Below are 22,374 nucleotides of genomic sequence, written 5' to 3'. Positions count from 1 at the left end.
GTAAATCCAAGTACGTGCGGCGGGGTGGATGGTTCGATTTTGTTTTCAACGACGTTGCCCACGGGGAGTTACACGTTGACGTATGAGAAAAACGGTCAATCGAGTTCGGGTTCGATTACGGTAGGAACGCCAAGCGGCCGCGTGGGGGGAATGTCAGCTACGTTTACGTTGTCAGGACTAGGCGCGGGCAGTTATGGTAAGTTCAAAATCCTGTACGAAGGTTGTGAAGTTACGTTGGCGGGGCCTTTTACGCTAACTCAGCCTCCCTTGGCCACTGCCAGCGTGACGGGAACTTCCATCGTTTGCCAAAATGCCCCTAACGTGCCCATTACCTTTACGGGGGCCAATGGTACTCAACCTTATACTTTTGAATATCGTGTCAATGGTGGGAGTATCCAAACCCTCAAAACAACGGGTGGCTCTAGCACCGCAACGCTTCAACAAACAACTGCTTCGGTGGGCGTCTTTACCTATGAATTAGTACGGGTTTCCGATGTAAATTGCGGTCAAGCCCAAAGCGGCACGGCGGTTGTAAGTGTACAAGGTAAACCCACGATTACGCTTACTACATTACAACAAACCTTGAACGAAGGCAATTCACAAACTTTCTGCGACACGGATGCCAATCCTGTTAACAGTTTACAGTTTGGGGTTTCGAGTTCGTGTGTTTCGGGTTCACCTGTTTGGCGAGTTCAAGTTGGTAGTGGTGCATGGAGCGACTGGTCAGCGACAGCCCCAGTTTCCCAATCCTCCAATAACCAACCCCACCGTTACCAAGCAGCTTGTGATGCGAACTGTTCCGTGACTTATACGTCACCAATTGAGTTGACGATAAATTACCGTTCGACCGTTCCGCAAAACGTGTCGCTGTTGGTGGACGGGGTGACAGTTGCCGTAGGCGAGACGAAGGAAGTGTGTAGTTTGGTGAATATGCCTCTTACATTTAATGCCAATTGCGGAGCTCACGAAGTGATGATTTATTCGGTGGATGGTGGCGAGTACAGTGCGGGTGTACCCGTAGGCTTGGTGGATAATCAGTACCACAATTACCGCGTGCGCTGCCGCAAATCAGACGGAACGCCATCGTGCGTGGAATCTGAGTCGGGGGTGATGCGCTTAAAACTGGTCACCATTCCATCAGCGCCGACGGTCTCGTTATCATTGACAAGCAGTTGTAACCCATCGGCGAGTTTCAGCGGCCAATCAACTTGCGGCAGTTTGCGCACGGTTTGGTACAATGCGACGACGAATGTGGCTTTGCCAAGCTTACCTTCAACCGTTCCAAGTCAAACGACGTCGTACTACGCTCGTTGTCAAACGGAAAACGGTTGTGTAAGTGAAAAGAGTAATGTGGTGACGTTTACCTTGCCGCCAACCCAAGTAGCTCCTGTGATTACAGCTTCGCAAGAAATTGTTTGCGCGGGCACGATGGTCACAATTTCGGCGAACTGCCCCGCAGGAAGTACCACAAGCTGGAATACGGGCATTACTACACCAAGTTTTGAAGTGGCCTTTAACAACGTGACGAAGCAAACGTACTGGGCAAAATGTATCTTTGACGGTGGCTGTCAAAGTGCCGAAAGTGTTCACAAAGATATTTATTGGAATGCGTTTGTGGTGACGTTGATCAACATTGGTGAATCAAAATCAGCCATCAAAACCAATGACCGCGCGGCGTGGCGTAGTCAGTTTATCACGCGTGATGGTGGCCCTGAGTTGGAGCAAAGCACGCAGGTAAATCCAACTTTGTATTACGTCGAAAATGCCAATAAAACAGCCCCTCGCTACTGGACCATCAACGTAGAAGCTTGCGGATTAAGCACCGACGGTTCGTTGACATTCGATATGTTGGCGACGCCAGAAATGGGCGTGATTCGTTCGTTCAACACGCACGAGAACAACGCGCCGTATTTCATGTACGCCAACCGTGAAGGCTGGACGGAGTTGTACGGACAAAACCACCCTGCCTACGGTTTTTACCAAGACAACGGTGCAGGTGGTAACGTATATGACGCAGGGTTACCCAAAGGATTGTACAAATTAGGCATTCGTTACTGGGATCAAAAAGGCTGGGGCAGCATTTACCCCTCTACCCGCAAACCGCAAGGTAACGTGTTGGCCTACCAAGAATATTGGTTCCGTATCCAGTCGCGGGATGGAGTAGGGGTAGGAGCAGCGAGGACAGCGGACAGCGAAGGGGCAAATGGCAAATGGCAAGGAGCAAGAGGCGAAGGGCAAGAGGCAAATGGCAAATGGCAAGGTTCGGATAACGGGCCTTTTGCTTCGGTCATGCCCAACCCTGTGACTAACGTTCTCCGCCTGAAGGTTCAAGACAGCAAGGGGCAAGTGGTGCAAACTTCGTTGACGGATGCTTCTGGTAGAGAGGTCGTACGTCGTCAATTTGTGCCCGAAACCAACACCCATCAAGAGGAGTTTGGGGTAAGTGAATTGCCGACGGGAATGTACTTCTTGAAGGTGACGACAGAAACACAACAAGCAACCTTGAAAGTGGTAAAAGCACCGTAGTAAGGGGCAAGTAAGGCAAAGGGCAAATAATGCAAGAGGCAAGAGGCAAAATAATGCAAGGGGCAAATGGGCAAACTTTTCCCTTGCTAACTTGCCCCTTGCATTTTGCTTCTTGAAAAACTTGCTAACTTGCCTTTTGCCCCTTGCTAACTTGCTTCTTGAAAAACTTGCCTTTTGAAAACTTTATTTTTCTAAAAAATGCTTCATTGCCCAGTGGAGAAGTATGTTTTTTTCTTTGGGTAAATTTAGCTTTTGAATTATGTTTGAACGGTGTTTTTCTACCGTTTTTTCCGAGATAAATAGTAAATCACCGATTTGCTTGGATGTTTTTTGTTGCGCGATGAGTTCCAGTACCTTCTTTTCGGCAAAAGTTAACTCTTCGCTTTCGTTGGCCTGGTGTTTGTTTGCTTCTTTTAAAATCAAGTCACTCATGTATTTGCCACCTTGTGCAACGGTTTCCAAACACAGTTTTAATTCAGCTTCTGAACCTTCTTTGAGCAAATAACCCGACAAACCCATGTTTTTAGCACGTTTGTAAATCGTGGCCTCTTTGTGCATCGTAAACAGAATAACGCGCGTAGAAATGCCCCGTTGATGTAGCTTTTCTAGCACTTCCAAGCCGTCCATTTGGGGCATACTGATGTCCAAAATCGCCATCTTGGGTTTGTGCCTGACAATCCACTCAAACGCTTCTAGTCCATCGGTGCAGATGTGTACTACCTTGTACCCCAGCGACGTCACAAACGCTTGGGTGCCGTAAAGGGTAAGGGGATGGTCGTCGGCAATTAAGACACTCACTGGGTTTTTCTCTAAAACGTTGTTTTTCATTTACTTAGCTATTTCTACATCAATCACTGAGCCTTCGGGCGATGATTGTATATGGGTGGTTCCTCCAATAATTCGGCTACGTTCTATGATGTTGTGGAGCCCGAAAGCATCGGTGCTCGACAGGGTTTTGGCAACGTCAAAGCCTACGCCGTTGTCGCGGATTTGTAGGTGGATTTTTTCGGCAGATTCGGTCAGGGTAATTTTGGCCGCGTGCGCCTTGGCATACTTGATGATGTTGGTCAGGCCTTCTTGGATGATGCGATAGAGCTGCAATTCGGCTTGTGAACTCAGCGAGCCTTGGTAGTCAAACTCGGTGCTAACCATCAGGTTATGTTGGGCCTGAAACCGCTCTATCAATTGTTCGATGTTGGGCTCTAGCCCAATTTTGTCAAACATCACGGGGTGCAAGTTTCGACTAATGACCCGCACGTCGTTGATGATTTGGTCAATCTTCGTATTGATCACCTCGGGGTCTTGTTTCTCACTTTTTTTGAGCGACAACAGTTCATAGTTGATACTGTCGTGCAAATCTCCCGCAATTCGCTTGCGTTCTTCTTCCGTTTTTTCTAACAGTTGTTTGGTATAATGTAAGTTTCTTTCTTTTTCGGTCTGCAATTGTTTTTTTCGTTGCCACAAAATAAAATACGCCACAAAACCCGAGAGTGTCACCAAAATACCTATCAGGATGAGGTTCTTTTGTTGTTCGTTTTTTAAACTCGACTGGTAGAGCTTTTCGTTGATTTTGTTTTTTTCTTGTTGGTATTTTAATTCACGGTCTTTGAGCGCCGACAAATGCTCCTCTTGTTTGTAAATGGTGTTGAGCGAATCATAGACCTTGAGGGCGTTGAACGCCGCCGAAATATTGCCCAAGCGTTCGTAGGATCGGTACAGCTCTTCGTAGGTATAAAGCCCGTATTTGGTGATTTTGCAGGAGTCGGCGGCTTTGATGGATTGGGCGGCGGCTCTGCGCATTCCTGCTTCGTTGCCCATTTTTTCGTAGAGCTGAATGAGCTTGGTATAAATCATCGGCACGTCGCAGGTGCTGCTGCGTTGTAGGTGCGTCAGGGCTTCGTAGTAGCGCCGTTCGGCATTGGGGTAGCGCTTTTGCAAATACAGCAAATAGGCTTCCTGCATGTTGATTTTTGCCCGCTGCTCTTCGTCCAAATACTGGTAGTTGGTGCGGGCAAGTTGCTGCATTCGCTGGTCAGCCTCCTCGTAGCGGTGGGTATCAAATAAGACATACGCCTTCTGACACGAAATATTGGCTTCAAAATAGGCGCGGTGGGCAGTTTTGCGGCCATAAAACAAGGCGGAGTCTAGCTGCTCCAACGTGGTGGTGTAGTCAAAAAGCCGTTTGTAGGTGTGCGAAAGGTACAAAAAAGCGTAGAAACGGTCTTCGTTGGAGGTCGTTGGGGCATCAATCATGCGGCGGAGCAGCACAATCGACGAATCGTAACGAAAGGCGTTGTTGAGCACATATACTTCAAGTCCCAGCTTGTTTATCGACGGTTTGGGCAGCGGACTTGGGGTTTCTTGCCCCCAAACGTGACACAAAGTAACCATCCAAAACAAATAAAAGTAGCCGATTTTCATAACCTAAAAATAAGGGTTAACCCTTATATCATTTTGTTTTTTTTTGACAGACCTTTGTACTGTACATACAATTACCCTACTTTGTTATAACCTCAACCTACCTCACCCCCAACCCCTCTCCTTTCTGGAGAGGGGCTTTTTTCGTTCTTATTGGCATATATTTCCCTTAAAAAGTCATAAAAGTATCCAAAAAATAAGGGTTAACCCTTATTTTTTCTCGTTTTTTTTTGCTATTTATTTGTGGCTTCAAATTTAACGGACTACGTATATGAAGCTACATTATCTCTTTACACGTTTAAAACACCTCAAAATCACCTACCTCACCAGCCTATTTTTGGTGCTGGGACTGGGGGCAAGCCAGCCACTGTTGGCCCAAACAAAACTCTGGGCGGGAGATGCAGGGACCAACGACTGGAATAACGCCAGCAACTGGAGCCCAGTGGGTGTTCCTACCGCCACCAACGATGTGATTATCACAACCGTATCATCACCACTGCTTTACCCAACCATCAGCACGACCGATGCCAAAGCCAAGTCGGTGTTTATCGTGTCTTCTAGCGCTGCCCTGACCATTGCCAATACGGGAAAATTAACCATTAATGGATTTAATAATACTACTAATACTTCTTTTACCAATAGTGGGATTTTTGAAAACAGCGGTCAGTTGGTGTTGGGAAATGAAAGTGCGTTATATACTTATGGGATTAAAAACAATGGGATTGGGACGATTAAAAACAACGCAGGGGCAACCATAGCGGTGGATAATACCTCGAACATCGCAATAGATAATAGTGGTACGTTTACCAATGCAGGAACGGTGAATGTGGGTCAAACGCAGTCGGTGGGAAGTGCTGGTTTAAACAATCTTGGGTCATTTGAGAACAAAACAGGGGGAGTGTTCAAAATAGACCGATGTGTCCTTCGGGCTATGGAAGTGAATGAAACGGCCACTTTTGTGAATGCGGGAACTATCAACATTGGCGTGGGTGGAAGTGTGGGTAGTGTTGGTATCACCTCTAAGGGAAGTTTTGATAATAACTTAGGCGGTGTCATCACCATTGACAATTTCAGTAACTATGGAATTGAACATGTGGTTGGCACTTTCCGAAACTATGCGACCATCATAATAGGAGCCACTGCGGGAGGAGCGTTTGGTTTGGGTAACGGAGCTACTTTTATCAATGACGGTTGTAGTGCCTTGCTGTCGGTTCAGTCTAATAGTCGAATTTTTAGCGGTTCTGGCGCTACCACAAGCAATTCAGGGACCATCATCGAAAAAGCCTCGGGCAACAGCAACATCACGGCCAACACGGGCTTGATACAAAACCTCAACGGAGGTACGTTTAACGTAGGCGCGGGGCCACTCCCCGTCTTGGTAGCGGTTGGGGCGCCTCCTACCACGTTCAACGGCGGCGATGGCTCCATCAAAATCAAAGGTTTGCTCAACGATACGTACGAGCTGACTTATAGCAAGGACGGCGGAAGCCCTACCACCAACAGCGTGGCAGTGACCACCAACGAAATCACGATTCCCTCTTTGGGCGTGGGGACGTATGCCATCACAGTGAAAGGAACCACCTGCAGCACCCTTGAGTTTAGCCTATCGACCATGGTCGAAAACCCAACGCTCACCCTAGGAGTCGCTGTTGTACCAACGACCTGTACGGGTACGGGGAGTATTGCGTTTACGAGTACGGTTTACAGCGGCACTACCCAAACGTTGAGTTACAGTTACCAAGCCAACGGCAACGCCACGGCTGAAACCCGCACGGCTTCGGTGACTATTGAAAGCAATGGCACTTTTACGTTAAACAATCTTCCCATTGGTATTTACAGCCAGTTTGCGATTGGAGGAATTAGCGCTACGGGGAGCCGTGTAATCAATGTCCTTGCTAACGAAACTACGTTGATATGGACGGGCTGCGCCAACGGCGAATGGCACAACGCCGCCAACTGGAGTAACCTGACCGTTCCTGCCGCCACCGAGGATGTAAAAATCGGAGTGGTGTCATCACCACAGCTTTACCCAACCATCAGTACCACCGATGCCAAAGCCAAATCAGTGATTATATTTTCCAGCGCTACCCTGACCATTACTAACTCGGGAAAGTTGACCATTAACGGATTTAGAAATAATCTTTCTTTTGACAATAATGGGACTTTTGAAAATAACGGTCAGTTGGTATTGGGAAATGAAAATGCGCTGGGATCTACAGGGATAGCAAACAGAGGAACTTTTAACAACAACGCCGGGGCAACCATTACGGTGGATTATACATCCAACACTGCAATAAATAACGATCCAAATGCTACGTTTTCCAATGCGGGGACGGTGAATGTGGGCCAAACGCAGTCAGTAGGTGCTAATGGTATTGCATGTGCTGGTGGTACATTTGAGAACAAAACAGGGGGCGTGATAAAAATAAGCCGATGCACAAATGCGGCGCTGATTGTTAGTCCAGGCATTACGTTCACCAATGCAGGCACGATAAATGTCGGTAATGTGGGGGGAATACTTCTATTTGGTATTTATAATCTTGGTAATTTTGACAACAATGTGGGAGGGGAAATTACCGTTGATAATTTTCCTTTTAACGGTGTCGGTATAGAAAATAGTGCCAGTGGGGTTTTCAGAAACTATGCCAGCATCATTGTTGGAGGCATTGCAGCGAGCGTAAACTCACGCGCCTTGAATAACGGGGGTACGTTTTCAAATGTAGGTTGTGGTTCTTTGCTGTGGATTAAGTCAAATAGCATAATCACAGGCACAGGCACGACCAACAACGCAGGGATGATCATCGAAAATGCTACGGGCACTAGTACCATAACGGCCAATACTGGGTTGGTGCAAAACCTCAACGGAGGGACGTTCACCATTACCCAATCCGCCACATCGGTACCTGTCTTTACCCCCCTTGGCATTGCTCCCTCCAACTGCCCAACCAACAACAATGGTAGTGTGTTACTTTTAGTAGAGCCCAATACGGAGTACGCCGTTACGCTAGGCGTAGGAGGCACTCCCCAAAACCTAACGTCTAACGCCAGTGGGCAGTTAAGTATGGGTGGTAATTTATCAATCGGTACATATACCATCACCCTCAAAAAAGCCTGTTGGCTGCAAGCCATCACTAGCACGGTTACGGTATCAGAGGCAGCTTTGACCAACGGAATTAGTGCGAATCAGAGTGGGGCTAATTGTACAATAAAGGGACGCATCGAGTTTGCTACCAACTTGGGCTTTACGGGTACCTCAAGTACGTATCCTGTTACCTACAAACGCAATGGCGTCAACCAATCGGGACAACTAGTAGTCACAAGTAAAGGTGGGGTTATTAGTGAATTGACCGAGGGCACTTATTCCGACTTTAAAGTGCTGGAATACGGTACGTGCGAAGTAGTGAATGCAGGAATAATCTATGTAGCTGGAATAGTTTCTCCTGCTACAATTACTTCTCCCACTACTTGCGCGGGTACAGACGGAAGTGTATTATTTAACGTTGGAATCAATCCAGGAACGTATTCGTTGAGTTACAAAAAAAATGGTACTACCGTAACAATTGATGTGACGGTAGTGCAGGTGGGTAGGGCTAGACGGTTTAACTTGTCTAATTTGAGTGCGGGCATTTATTCGGATTTTGTCTTGACTGCAGACTGTGCACTTTCTTATTCACCCGTTATCCGTCTTGGCGATTTGCCCAACCCTGCCGTAAGCGGTACAACGGCCGTTACGACCGTGGGGGGCAGCGATGGCAGCATTCAGTTGTCGGGCTTGGCTGTGAGCAAAAGCTACAGCATCAGTTACCAAAAAGACGGCGGTACGGCCGTTACCACCACCGCCAGTTCCAATGCCGATGGCAATCTTACCCTCGCCAATTTGGGCGGAGGAAGTTATACCAATATCATTTTAACCATCAGTGGTTGCAGCAGCAGTGCGCTTTCGGCTACGGTGAGTGCGCCTGCGTCTGCCTTTACGTTTGCCTACAGTTCAACGGTGCCACCGAGCGGCTGCGGCGCGATGGACGGCGCGCTGGTATTTACCACCACCCTGCCCGTAGGTACCAACGCCTATACCTTAGATTATACTTTCCTTGGGAGTCCTGGTGTTGCCACTATTTCGGTTACGGCGGGCAGCGGAGGCAACAATACCTTTACCTTGTCGGGACTCAGGGCGGGGGCATACCGAGATTTCAAGATTGTGCATAACAGCACCGATATTACGATAACAGACATTCTTACGGTATCCAATCCCAACAAACCAACCTTTGCGGTGGGTACCAAAACACCACCGAGCGGCTGCACCACCACCGACGGTAGCATTCAGTTGACGGGTTTGGCGGCGAGCACCAGTTACAGCGTGAGCTACCAAAAAGACGGCGGCACGGCAGTGACGGCGACGGTCGGCAGCGATGCTTCGGGGAGTTTGGTGATTAGTAGTTTGGGAGCAGGTGCTTACACGAACATTAAAGTGACGTTGAACAACTGCATCAGTGACGCCGCCACGGCCACCCTAAGCGCACCGACGTTTACGCTGACCCAAACTGGCATCAGCAATCCTACCACTTGCGGCGCAACGGACGGCACACTATCGTTCTCAACCAGCTTGCCAGCGGGGAATTATACCTTGAGTTACAAGAAAGGCAGCGACGCACTTTCAACCCTTATTACAGTAGGTACGTCGCGCGGACGGGTGTCGGCGGTAGGAAACACCGTTGTTCTACCAGAACTTGGCGCAGGTACTTACAGCGATTTTAAAATAACCTATACTGGCTGCGAGGTGACTTTGGCGGGGCCTTATTCGCTATCCGACCCCAACAAACCGACTTTTGCGGTGGGGGCCAAAACGCCACCGAGCGGCTGCAACACCACCGACGGCAGCATTCAGTTGACGGGTTTGGCGGCGAGCACCAGTTACAGTGTGAGCTACCAAAAAGACGGCGGCATGGCAGTGACGGCGACGGTCGGCAGCGATGCTTCGGGGAGTTTGGTGATGGGTAGTTTGGGGGCAGGTGCTTACACGAACATTAAAGTGACGTTGAACAACTGCATCAGCGACGCCGCCACGGCCACCCTAAGCGCACCGACGTTTACGCTGACCCAAACTGGCAGCAGCCATCCTACCACTTGCGGCGCAACGGACGGCACACTATCGTTCTCAACCAGCTTGCCAGCGGGGAATTATACCTTGAGTTACAAGAAAGGCAGCGACGCACTTTCAACCCTTATTACAGTTGGTACGTCGCGCGGACGGGTGTCGGCGGTAGGAAACACCTTTGTTCTACCAGAACTTGGCGCAGGTACTTACAGCGATTTTAAGATAACATACAAAGGTTGTGACGTGACCTTGGCGGGGCCGTACACGCTGAATGCCCCTTCCTCGGTGACGGCCAGCATTGCGGGCTCAACCACGGTTTGCCAAAATGCAGCTTCGGCGACCATTACCTTTACGGGCGCAAACGGAACGGGCGTTTATACGTTTGGCTACCGCATCAACGGCGGGCCGCTGCAAAGCGTTTCGTCGGCCAGTGGCGCCAATACCGCTACGGTGACGCAACCCACCACGACCGCAGGCGTATTTGTGTATGACCTCGTGAGCGTGTCGGCTGCCAATTGTAGCCAAGCGCAAACGGGCAACGCTACGGTGAAGGTACAAGGCAAACCAACGGTTACGCTGACAACCCTCCAACGCACCTTGGTTGAAGGTAATTCCCAAACCTTGTGCGACACAGATGCTAATCCAGTTAATGGTTTACAGTTTACGGTTTCGGGTTTGTGTGTGGTAGGCAATCCTGTTTGGCGAGTACAAGTAGGGAATGGCGTATGGAGCGACTGGTCGGCGACAGCCCCCGTTTCTCAATCCTCCAATAATCAACCCCACCGCTACCAAGCAGCTTGTGACGCAACTTGCCCCGCAACTTACACGGGACCAATTGAATTGACCATTACTGGCCGTGCTTCGGTACCGCAAAATGTGTCGTTATTGGTGGATGGCGTGACGGTAGCCGTGGGCGAAACCAAAGAAGTGTGTAGCTTGGTCAATACGACCCTCACATTTAACGCCAATTGCGCTGGGGGAGAAGTAGTTCTTTACTCAGTCGATGGTGGCGAGTACAGCGCGGCCGTTCCAACGGCTTTGGTGGACAACCAATTCCACAACTACCGCGTGCGTTGTCGCCAATCGAACGGTGCTCCATCGTGTGTGGAATCGGAGTCGGGCGTGATGCGGTTAAAATTGGTGGTCATTCCATCGGCACCGACGGTCTCGTTGTCGTCAACAAGTAGCTGTAACCCATCGGCAAGTTTCAGCGGACAATCGTCTTGCGGAAGCCTGCGCACAGTTTGGTACAATGCCAGCACGAACGTGGCTTTGCCAAGTTTGCCATCAACCGTTCCAAGCCAAACAACGTCGTACTATGCTCGTTGTCAAACGGAAAACGGCTGTGTAAGCGAGAAAAGCAACGTGGTGACGTTCACGCTAACGTCGGGACAAGCAGCGCCCGTGATTACGGCCAGTCAAGAGATTGTTTGCACGGGTACAACGGTGACGATTACGGCCAACTGTCCCGCAGGAAGCACCACGAGCTGGAATACAGGTGTGACTACGCCAAGTTTTGAAGTGGCTTTCAGCAACGTAATAAAGCAAACGTACTGGGCAAAATGTCTATTTGAAGGTGGTTGCCAAAGTGCTGAAAGTGCTCGCAAGGATATTTATTGGAATGCGTTTACGGTGACGTTGATCAACATTGGCGAAAGCAAATCTGCCATCAAAACCAACGACCGTTCGGCTTGGACGAGCCAGTTTATCACCCGCGACGGTGGCCCCGAATTGGAACAAAGTACGCAAGTGAATCCGACGTTGTTTTACGTAGAAAACGCCAACAAAATGGCCCCTCGCTACTGGACGATACATGCGGATGCGTGCGGTTTGGGCACAAACGGTTCATTGACGTTTGACATGCAAGCGGTACCCGAAATGGGTGTGATTCGTTCGTTCAACACGCACGAGAACAACGCGCCGTATTTCATGTACGCCAACCGCGAAGGCTGGACGGAGCTATACGCCCAAAATCACCCTGCGTACGGATTCTACCAAGACAACGGCGCGGGTGGCAACTCCTACGATGCAGGTTTACCCAAAGGGTTGTACAAACTAGGCATTCGCTATTGGGACATGAAAGGCTGGGGCAGTATCTTTCCATCCACCCGTAAACCGCAAGGCAACGTGTTGGCCTACCAAGAATACTGGTTCAGAATCCAGTCGAAAGATGGAATAGGCGTAGGCGCAGCGAGGACAGCGGAGAGCGAAGAGGCAAAAAGCAAAGGTCAAGGGGCAAATGGCAAAGGGCAAGAGGCAAAAAGCAAGGGGCAAGGGGCAAGGGGCGAAGAGCAAGGGTCGGATAACGGACAACAGCTAACCGATAACGGCGCTTTCGCGACCGTTCTCCCCAACCCCGTCAGCAACATCCTCCGCCTTAAAATCCAAGAGAGCAAGGGGCAAGTGGTGCAAACGGTTTTGACGGATGCTTCGGGTCGCCAAGTGATGGGTCGTAAATTTGTACCCGAAACCAACACGCACCAAGAGGAGTTTGGGGTGAGTGAATTGCCAGCGGGAATGTACTTCTTGCAGGTGACAACCGCCGACCAGCAAGCGACCTTGAAAGTGCTAAAAATGAATTAAAATGTAGTAGCTTTAATATCGTAGTGCTTAGAGGGCCTCCAATTTTTGGGGGCTCTCTTTTTTGTAAAAATGCCCGAAAAATGGCGTTTTGTAACTGCTTGATAATCAGCGAGTGGAACATTAGAGCAAAAGAAATGGAACATTAGAGCAAAAGAAAATTTGGTGAATGGAACATTAGAGCAAAAGATGGAACATTAGAGTTAATACCATTCGGGGGGCGGAGCGTATGTTTGTGAGCGTACAAACGCGGTTTAAATCAATGCACTTTTACCCTTTTCTCAACCATGACAAAACTCTCCATCATCGTCATTTTGGGGGTCTTATTACTGCTTTGCTGCATCTAAAAAAACAGACATCCAAGTTCATTTTTATCAAAAACTCTAATTTTTTATGAAACAACTAGTACACTTCATTTGGTTAATCTTGCTGAGTCAGCAAGCATTTTCCCAAACCATTACGTGGACAGGAGCTACGGATACCGATTGGGCAACGGGCACCAACTGGTCCACAAATGTAGCACCTACAAATGCCAATAAAGTAAACATTCCAGGAAGCTTGGTGCGTTATCCTGTGCTAAACACCAACGCCTCTATTCAGAATTTAGTGGTAGAGGCGGGGGCAACCCTCACCGTCAATGCCAGTAAAGAACTGACGATTAATGGAAGTGGGAATGATGCTTCGCTGTCTGTCAATGGGACGGTCGAAAACAACGGAAAGATTACCGTCAATCAAGTTACTTCGACTACTGCCGATGCGATACAGTTGGGAGGGAACGGGCAGTTTACTAATAACGCGGGGGCTACGCTGACGGGAGCTACGATTGGTTTCTATGGGATTAGAGTAGTTGGGAGCGCGGTATTGCTAAACCAAGTCGGTGGGACACTTAGCTTTGCGGGGTTCTCTGGTTCCATGTTTTTATCGGGTAGTACTTCCCCCGAAATGGTACAAAACCACGGTAAAATGACCTTGGGAGGACAGATGGAAAAATACGCGGGGCTGTTTCACAATTATCCTTGTGGGGTGGTAAAACTGCTCGCAGGAGAAGTGTATAACAACGGGGGACAAATCCTCAACGAAGGCTTTTTTAGCGCTGCCTCTAATCTCAATGGCAATAGCACTGAGTCCGATTTTATCAATAATGGAATTGTTTATGTGGGAGGGACGACTTCCTACACCAACAATGCCATCCGAATCTTCAACAATGCTACATCGACCAGTATTTTTGAGTTTGCGGCAGCGAATAATTTGACGGTGGAGGGAATTTATAAAGATGAGGCGGCTACGGCCTCGGCAGGTGGTTTTAACCAAGGAACGAATACCTTTACGCACTTTGGTTTATCGGCGGGTTCGCAAACACTCTACGCCAACATCACGCGCTCAGGCGGTACGTGCCCCCAAATTGTACCCTTTACGTTTGTAGTTGCCACGGCCTCTACTTTCACCACACAGCCTGCCAGTCAGATCGTCTGTGCTGGGAGCTCTGCCTCATTTACGGTTGCGATTGCCAACGCCACAGGTTATCAATGGCAACTCAATACGGGCGGTAGTTGGAACAATGTCCCCGCCACGAGCCCTTACACCAATGGAACCACGGCCACGCTCAACATCAGCAATGCGACGGGTTTGAATGGGTACCAATACCGCTGTGTGGCAACTGGCTCTGGTGGGGCGACGGTTACATCCAATGCCGCTACGCTCACCATCGGTGCGGGTGGAGGTTCAAATCCCACGGGCACACTCACGTGGACGGGTGGAGTGGATACCGACTGGAACACTGCCTGCAACTGGTCGCCTAACAGCGTGCCCACGGCCACCAATGATGTTGTGATTCCAAACACAACCAACAAACCGACCATCAGTACTGCTGCTGTGGCTCAATCGGTGGAGGTGCAGACAGATGCAGTGCTAACTATTGCGGCGACCAATAGCCTGACCATCAATGGCTCAAAGTTTATAGCAGGTTCTAGATCTGGCTTGTTTAATGCAGGAACGGTTCATAACAACGGGCAGCTTATTTTGGGAAATACGGGCAGTGTGGGTCAAAATGCGCTTTGGAATAGAGGTACTTTCAACAACAACATCAGCGCAGAGATTAAAATCAGTAATGCCACATCTGCCAGCATGCTCAATGAAACTGGTAATTTTACTAACGCTTCCACCATCACAATAAACGGCGGATTTGTTGGGCTTTGGAACAGAAATCATGCTGTTTTCAACAACACGAGTGGAGAAATAAAAATTGATAACACATCGGAAAATGGAATCTCAAATATTACAGAAAGCACCTTTAACAATGCAGCCAAAATTACTATTGGTGCAGTAATAAGTGTAGGTAAAAATGGAATTAACAATTTTGCGAGTTTCAGTAATACTACTGGAGGAGAGATTACAATTAACGCTATAAATGCGAGTATCTATAATGATAATGTGGCTCTTTTCACCAATGCCGCTAAAATTACCATTGGCACTACTGCAACTGCGGCAAATACAGGTATTTGGAATCGTGGTTTATTCAACAACAACACTGGAGGAGAAATCAAGATTGATAACACAACGGAAGTAGGTTTGCGGAATCTAGAGGGCACTTTCACCAATGTTGCTAAAATTACCATTGGGGCTACTGCGAGTGTGGGAGGTACTGGGATATTTAATTATGCTGTTTTTAACAATAACACCGGAGGAGAAATCAGGATTGACAATGCAACAGGGCAGGGGGTGGAGAATGAAAGTGGCACTTTTACCAATGCCGCCAAAATTACCATCGGATTTACGAGCAGTACAGGGCAGTATGGCATTCATAATCGTGATAACGGTACTTTTAACAATAATTCGGGAAGTGAGATAACTATTGATAGATCAACAGTTGCCGGCTTAATGAATATTCGCACAAGTACTTTCATTAACACCGCCAAGATTACCATTGGAGCTACGGCGAGTGTGGGGGGATACGGGTTAGCTAATGCTTTTACTGGTTCTTTTACTAATAACCCGGGCGGAATCATAACCCTTGATAATTCAAGTACTTCTGGAATCACTACTTCGGCAGGCAGCACCTTGACGAATGCCGCCACCATCATTGTTGGAGCCACGGCAAGTACCGGGACATATGGGCTGGGAAACGATGGGGCCGTCAATAACACTGCCTGCGGCAAACTCATTGTAGCGTCAGGCATTCTCCAAAACAATGCCTCCAGAACCATCACCAATGCGGGGCTGGTTCAAGTAGCTGGTACTCTTGACAATAACGGTACGTTTACCAATGACGGCGTATTAAAATACGGTTCACTCACAGGTACTGTCACCAATGCTACGAACGCATCACTCATCGTTAACAACACGCCTACGCCAATTTTCACCTACGGCGGTACGTACGATGGTGTCATCAATGGCATTTATACCGATGCGGCGGCGACGCTTCCAGCGGGGACATTTACCGCGCCCAATACGTTTACTCCCTCGGGTTTGCTAGCGGGTTCGCAAACGTTGTACGCCAAAATTACCCCCCAAGGTGGCGGGTGTGTTTATGTGGTGCCGTTTACGTTTGTGATTGCTCAGGGAGATTATACCTGGACGGGGGCGGTATCTAAAGATTGGAATACCCCAGGCAACTGGCTGGTAGGAGGCAGTGTCCCCGCCGTTGCTCCAACGTTTGGCTCACAAACGGGAAATCGTACCCTTATCCCTGTTGTTGCCAATGGTAATTATCCCGAGGTAACTGCCGCTTCAGGTGCTCGTTCGGTAACCATTGCGGCCAATGCCAGTTTGACCATAAAGAGCACAGGCAATTTGCAAATTGTGGGCAGTGATACCGACGGCGTAACCAGCGCAGGAACGTTTACCAACAACGGAACGGTACTGATTGACTCTTCGTACAACGACGGTTTTGTGAACCAAACGGGTGCTTCCCTCATCAACACCAATGCCTTGACGGTGCGGATGGGAACGGGCAACCGTCTCGAAAACTACGGCAGTGTGAACAACAGCGGGACGTTTACCGTGGGCGGAGGATTAGCCACGGCCATTCTCAATCACCCCGCCGCTACCCTGACCAATACGTCCACTTTTGCCGTAAGTGGCGGGTTAACGGGAGGGATTCATAACCAAGGTACCATTGATAACTCAGGGCAGTTTACAGTAAGCGGGGGTGTTTCGGGAACGTTGTTTATCAATCAAGAGACCGTTACCAACCGCTCAGGCGCTACCATGACCATAGGTAAACACGATTCATGGATTTTTGATAACCAAAAATTGGTAGAAAATGAGGGAAATTTGAATATAAGTGAGGGAAAAGGTACAGGGGCTATTAACCGACAGGGAGCGACGATACGGAATAAGGCAGGGGGAACATTGTATATGACTGGGACTTTAAAGACAGCGTTTAGAAACGGCGGCCTCCTTGAAAACTACCATTTAGTCGACTTTAATGGTACTCCCGATACTTGTTTCTATAACTTACCAACGGGTGAAATTAAAAATGAGGCGACTTTTAGGGTGAGTGGGACGAATCGAGGCATCATCAACTTGGGTAAATTTACCCACGGCTCGGCTGCAATTTTAGATACTTATAGTATAGGTGGTATTGGATTTAAAAACGGTGGTACATTTTTGAGTGCTACAGGTTGTGTAATCAATTCAGTGTCAATGAATGACCTACTTCTAAACTTGCCTAATGCCTTATTTGAAAATAAGTGCGCTACTACTTTCGGAAGTTCTCGCAACGCCATCGTCAACCAAGGGCGATATACGCATACGGCGGGGAGCTTTACGGGCGGGAGTTTGAACATTATCCTAGAAAATTCAGATTACGCAGAAATCAACGTGCCATTTACTTCAACAGGAAGTATGGGAAAGTTTTTTGTCAATAGTGATACGTTGATTTTAGGGCCTCAAACAACCGTTACTACAAGCCCAAACCCTTTTTCAACACACAGCATACCACTCACCAATACCAGCACGGGTTATGTACATTCGCAGGCTGATTTTACGATTAGGTCTGCTACTACCCTCATAGATAATGCAGGTAAAATGGTGTTGGGCAGTCAGTCAACGCTTATTGGGACAGACATGGGTACGCCCATCGTCAATACAGGAAACCTTACCAATGAAGGCACGGCTAATTTTAACCGCTTCGGAGGGTATGGCATTGATAACTCGGGGACGTTTACTAATAAAGGGCGCTTTGAAACGGGCAACAGCGACAAAAGCATCCATAACAACGGCGGTACCATCGAAAACTCAGGTGTGATGGAAATCGACTCGGTGTTTCGGGATGCGGTTTTGCAGGAAGGCATCGGCAGTAGTTTTACCAACACCGCTACGGGACAAATCAACGTGGACTTTGTCTTTGGCAATGGTATCAACAATACTGCTGGTACGTTCACCAACAACGGAACGCTCCTCATTGCCCAAACGGATACCGTGGCATTGTCAGGCGTCAACAACGCAGGGATGTTCCAAAACAACAAGCTGATGCGCATTGGAGGGGTTGGTAAAATCAAACAGCACGGGCTGTACAATACGGGTACGTTTACCAACAGTACCAATAGCCAAGTGTTTTTGCAAAGTGCCGAAGGCTCGGGCATTACCAACCAAGGAGGAACCATCACCAACCAAAATTGCGCTTACATCGAATCAACGCCCGCGATTCTCAACGCGGCGGGAAGCTTTAGCAACGCAGGGATTATCAAAAAACGAAAAGACAATATTGTCGCTGTCAGTACGATAAGTGCGAACTCGGGCAAAATCATCAACGAAGACACCGACGCCTTCAACGTGACGGGAAGCAACAGCGGCGCTACCATCAGCATTACCAGCAGCAACGCCTCTATGTCGCTGTGCGCCAATACGCGTACCCTCACGGCGACTCCTTCGGGCGGTACATTTAGCGTTACGGGGCCTGGTTCACTGGCTGGTAATGTCCTGACGGCTACGGGCGTTGGCACGATTGTCGTTAGTTATGCGTACAACAACGACCCAAGTTGTCCCTACTTTGCCAATCAAACCATCGAAGTAATTTCGACGGCAACCCCTACGGGCATCCTCACGTGGACGGGCGCTGTGAGTACGGATTGGAACACCGCCTGCAACTGGTTACCCGCCAGCGTACCTACGGCTACCAACGACGTAGTGATTCCGAACACCACCAACAAACCGACCATCAACACCGCTGCCGTGGCGCAATCGGTGGAGGTACAGACGGGGGCAGTGTTGACCATTGCTGCAACCAAGAGCCTGACCATCAATGGATCAAGAACGGTAGCGGCTTTTTTTGCTGGATTTCACAATGCAGGCACGGTGCAGAACAACGGACAGCTCGTATTGGGAAGCACAGGCAGTGTAGTGCAACATGGACTTATCAACCGCGCTACTTTCAACAACAATACTGGTGGGGAAATTAAAATTGATAATGTTGTCGATATGGGTTTATACAACACAACGGGGGCGACTTTTACTAATGCGGCAAAAATTGCAATCGGAGCGACGGCCAACATTGGCACCCAAGGCATAGTAAACGATGGTACTTTTAACAATAACGCAGGAGGGGAGATGACGATAGATAGGTCAACTCAAATAGCGTTATTCAACCAAAATGGTACGTTTAACAACGCGGCAAAATTGACCATTGGAGGGGTAGAAAGTGCAGGAGATGAGGGTATTAAGAGCTTTAACGTTTTTAATAATAATACAGGCGGAGAAATCAAGATAGAGAAAGTCGTTAAAAACGCACTAAGCAGTGGTGGACCATTCACCAATGCGGGTAAAATTGTCATTGGGGCTTCAAGTGTAATCGAGAGTGGTATCCTCAATGGAGCAGTTTTTGATAATAACGCAGGAGGAGAAATAACCATTGATAGAACCACCGCTGCGGGCTTGTTTAATTCGGGGTCGTCGGTGCCAGGGGTCTTCAATAATGCAGGAAAGATTACTATCGGAGCTTTGTCAAGTTTAGGCAGTACGATGGGGTTGGGTAACATTAATACGTTCAACAATAACGCTTGCGGTCAAGTAATCGTCGTAAGTGGTACTATATCAAACGATGTATCAGGAAGTGTGACCAATTTGGGCCTCGTACAAGTCGTTGATACTCTTGAAAATAACGGTACGTTTACCAATGACGGCGTATTAAAATACGGTTCACTCACAGGTACTGTCACCAACGCTACGAACGCATCACTCATCATTAACAACACGCCTACACCAATTTTTACCTACGGCGGTACGTACAACGGTGTTGTCAACGGCATTTATACCGATGCGGCGGCGACGCTTCCAGCGGGGACATTTACGGCACCCAATACCTTTGTGCCTTCGGGGCTGCCAGCAGGTGTGCAAACGTTGTACGCCAAAGTTACGCCTCAAGGGGGTGCGTGTAGTTATATCGTGCCGTTTACGTTCAATAACACGGCACTTGCGCCCGTATTTACGACCCAACCCACGGCAATCAGTCGTTGTTCGGGCAGTTCGGCGAGCTTTACGGCCGCCGCTACCAACGCAACAGGCTACCAATGGCAGTTGAATTCGGGCGGTGGCTGGAGCAACGTACCCGCCTCGGCACCTTATGCCAACGGCACAACCGCTACCCTCACAATCAGTAATGTTGCGGGTTTAAATGGCTATCAATTCCGCTGCGTAGCCATCGGGGCAACTGTCAATACCAACTCCGACCCTGCGACGCTGACGGTAATAAGCAAACCAACGATTACGCTAACAACCCTTCAACAAACGTTGAACGAAGGTAATTCTCAAACCTTCTGCGATACAGACGCCAATCCAGTTAACGGTTTGCAGTTTACGGTTTCGGGTTTGTGCGTGGTGGGTTCGCCCGTTTGGCGTAGCCAAGTGGGCAGTGGCGCATGGAGCAACTGGTCAGCGACAGCCCCAGTTTCCCAACCCTCCAATAACCAACCCCACCGCTACCAAGCGGCTTGTGACGCGACTTGCCCAAGTACCTATACGTCGCCGATTGAGTTGACGATAAATTACCGTGCGTCCGTTCCACAAAACGTGTCGTTGTTGGTGGATGGCGTAACAATTGCCGTGGGTGAGACGAAGGAAGTGTGTAGTTTGGTGACTACTACCCTAACTTTTAATGCGAATTGCGCCATGGGTGAAGTGATTCTTTACTCAATTGATGGTGGAGAATATAGTTCAGGAGTACCCGTTGGCTTGGTGGATAACCAGTATCACAATTACCGCGTACGTTGCCGTAAATCGGACGGAACGCCATCGTGTGTGGAGTCAGAGTCGGGGGTGATGCGGTTAAAATTGGTGGTCATACCAGTAGCGCCGACGGTATCATTGTCACCGACGAGCAGTTGTAACCCATCGGCGAGTTTCAGTGGCCAATCAACTTGCGGAAGTTTGCGCACGATTTGGTACAATGCGACCACGAACGTGGCACTTCCAAGCCTTCCTTCAACCGTACCAAGCCAAACGACGTCGTACTATGCGCGTTGTCAGACGGAAAATGGGTGTGTAAGTGAAAAGAGTAATGTCGTAACGTTTACGTTAACGCCAACGCAAGTTGCTCCCGTGATTACTGCCTCGCAAGAAATTGTTTGTACGGGTACAACGGTGAGAATATCAGCCAACTGTCCCGCAGGAAGTCAGACGTTCTGGAACACGGGTGTTACTGCGCCAAGTTTTGAGGTCGCTTTCAACAACGTGACGAAGCAAACATACTGGGCAAAATGCCTTTTTGAAGGTGGCTGCCAAAGTTCGGAAAGTGTTCGCAAGGATATTTATTGGAATGCGTTTGTAGTGACGTTAATCAACATCGGCGAAAGTAAGTCGGCGATAAAATCAGCCAACGATAAGTCGTTGTGGAGTAGCCAATTTATTACCCGCGACGGTGGCCCCGAATTAGAACAAAGTACGCAGGTGAATCCGACGTTATTTTACGTAGAAAACGTCAACAAAATGGCCCCACGCTACTGGACCATCAACGTAGAAGCCTGCGGATTAAGCACTGACGGTTCGTTGACATTCGACATGTTGGCAACACCAGAAATGGGCGTGATTCGTTCCTTCAACACGCACGAGAACAACGCACCGTACTTCATGTACGCCAACCGCGAAGGTTGGACGGAGTTGTACGCTCAAAATCATCCCGCGTACGGATTTTACCAAGACAACGGTGCGGGTGGTAACGTATATGATGCAGGGTTACCCAAAGGTTTGTACAAGTTAGGCATTCGTTACTGGGACCAAAAGGGCTGGGGCAGCATTTATCCCTCAACGCGCAAGCCGCAAGGCAACGTCTTGGCGTACCAAGAATACTGGTTCCGTATCCAGTCGAAAGATGGGGTAGGGGTAGGAGCAGCAAGGTCAGCGGATAGTGAAGATGCAAAAAGCAAAGGGCAAGGAGCAAGGGGCGAAGGGCAAGGTTCGGATAACGGAAAACAGCTAACGGATAACGGCGCTTTCGCGACTGTTCTCCCCAATCCCGTCAGCAACATTCTGCGCTTAAAAGTGCAAGACAGCAAAGGGCAAACAGTGCAAGCTGCGTTGACGGATGCAACAGGTCGGGAAGTTTTGCGTCGCCAATTTGTACCCGAAACCAACACCCACCAAGAAGAGTTTGGCGTGAGTGAGTTACCGACGGGGATGTATTTCTTGAAGGTGACGACAACCGACCAGCAGGCGACGCTGAAGGTGGTAAAAGTGAATTAAAATATGAAAATGTTCAAAATGAGGAAAAGAAAGTCCATTTTGAGTTAATAAAAATTAAAATCCCCGCTGAGGGGATTTTT

The 22,374-nt window shown here is 48.7% G+C and carries 5 protein-coding genes; 3 read left to right on the top strand and 2 right to left on the bottom strand.

All coding sequences use genetic code 11. The annotated features are described in order from the left end of the window. A partial coding sequence (locus FHS57_RS30280; RefSeq protein WP_183980341.1) for a T9SS type A sorting domain-containing protein occupies positions 1–2,526 on the top strand: 2,526 nt, incomplete at its 5' end. Between the two features lie 183 nt (positions 2,527–2,709). On the opposite strand, the gene FHS57_RS30275 is transcribed toward FHS57_RS30280, so the two are convergent. Both FHS57_RS30275 and FHS57_RS30270 read right to left on the bottom strand, forming a co-directional pair. Then, a complete protein-coding gene (locus tag FHS57_RS30275; RefSeq protein ID WP_183980339.1) occupies positions 2,710–3,354 on the bottom strand; it encodes a response regulator in 645 nt (214 codons plus the stop codon). Beyond that, positions 3,355–4,947 carry a tetratricopeptide repeat-containing sensor histidine kinase gene (locus tag FHS57_RS30270; RefSeq protein ID WP_183980337.1) on the bottom strand — a complete coding sequence of 531 codons (1,593 nt, stop codon included), beginning with the start codon at positions 4,945–4,947 and terminating at the stop codon, positions 3,355–3,357. It abuts the gene before it with no gap. Positions 4,948–5,215: 268 nt separating this feature from the next. Here FHS57_RS30270 and FHS57_RS30265 point away from each other — a divergent pair, with 268 nt between their 5' ends. Next, entirely contained in the window at positions 5,216–12,622 is a 7,407-nt protein-coding gene (locus FHS57_RS30265; protein WP_183980335.1) for a DUF8693 domain-containing protein, read from the top strand. Between the two features lie 390 nt (positions 12,623–13,012). Continuing rightward, positions 13,013–22,294: a DUF8693 domain-containing protein gene (locus FHS57_RS30260; protein ID WP_183980333.1), complete on the top strand. Its 9,282-nt coding sequence runs from the start codon at positions 13,013–13,015 to the stop codon at positions 22,292–22,294. Positions 22,295–22,374: the final 80 nt, after the last annotated feature.

It is taken from the genome of Runella defluvii, assembly GCF_014195535.1.
Lineage (GTDB): Bacteria > Bacteroidota > Bacteroidia > Cytophagales > Spirosomataceae > Runella > Runella defluvii.
Note: the sequence above shows the minus strand (reverse complement) of the source record. Positions and strands in the feature narration are given on the sequence as shown.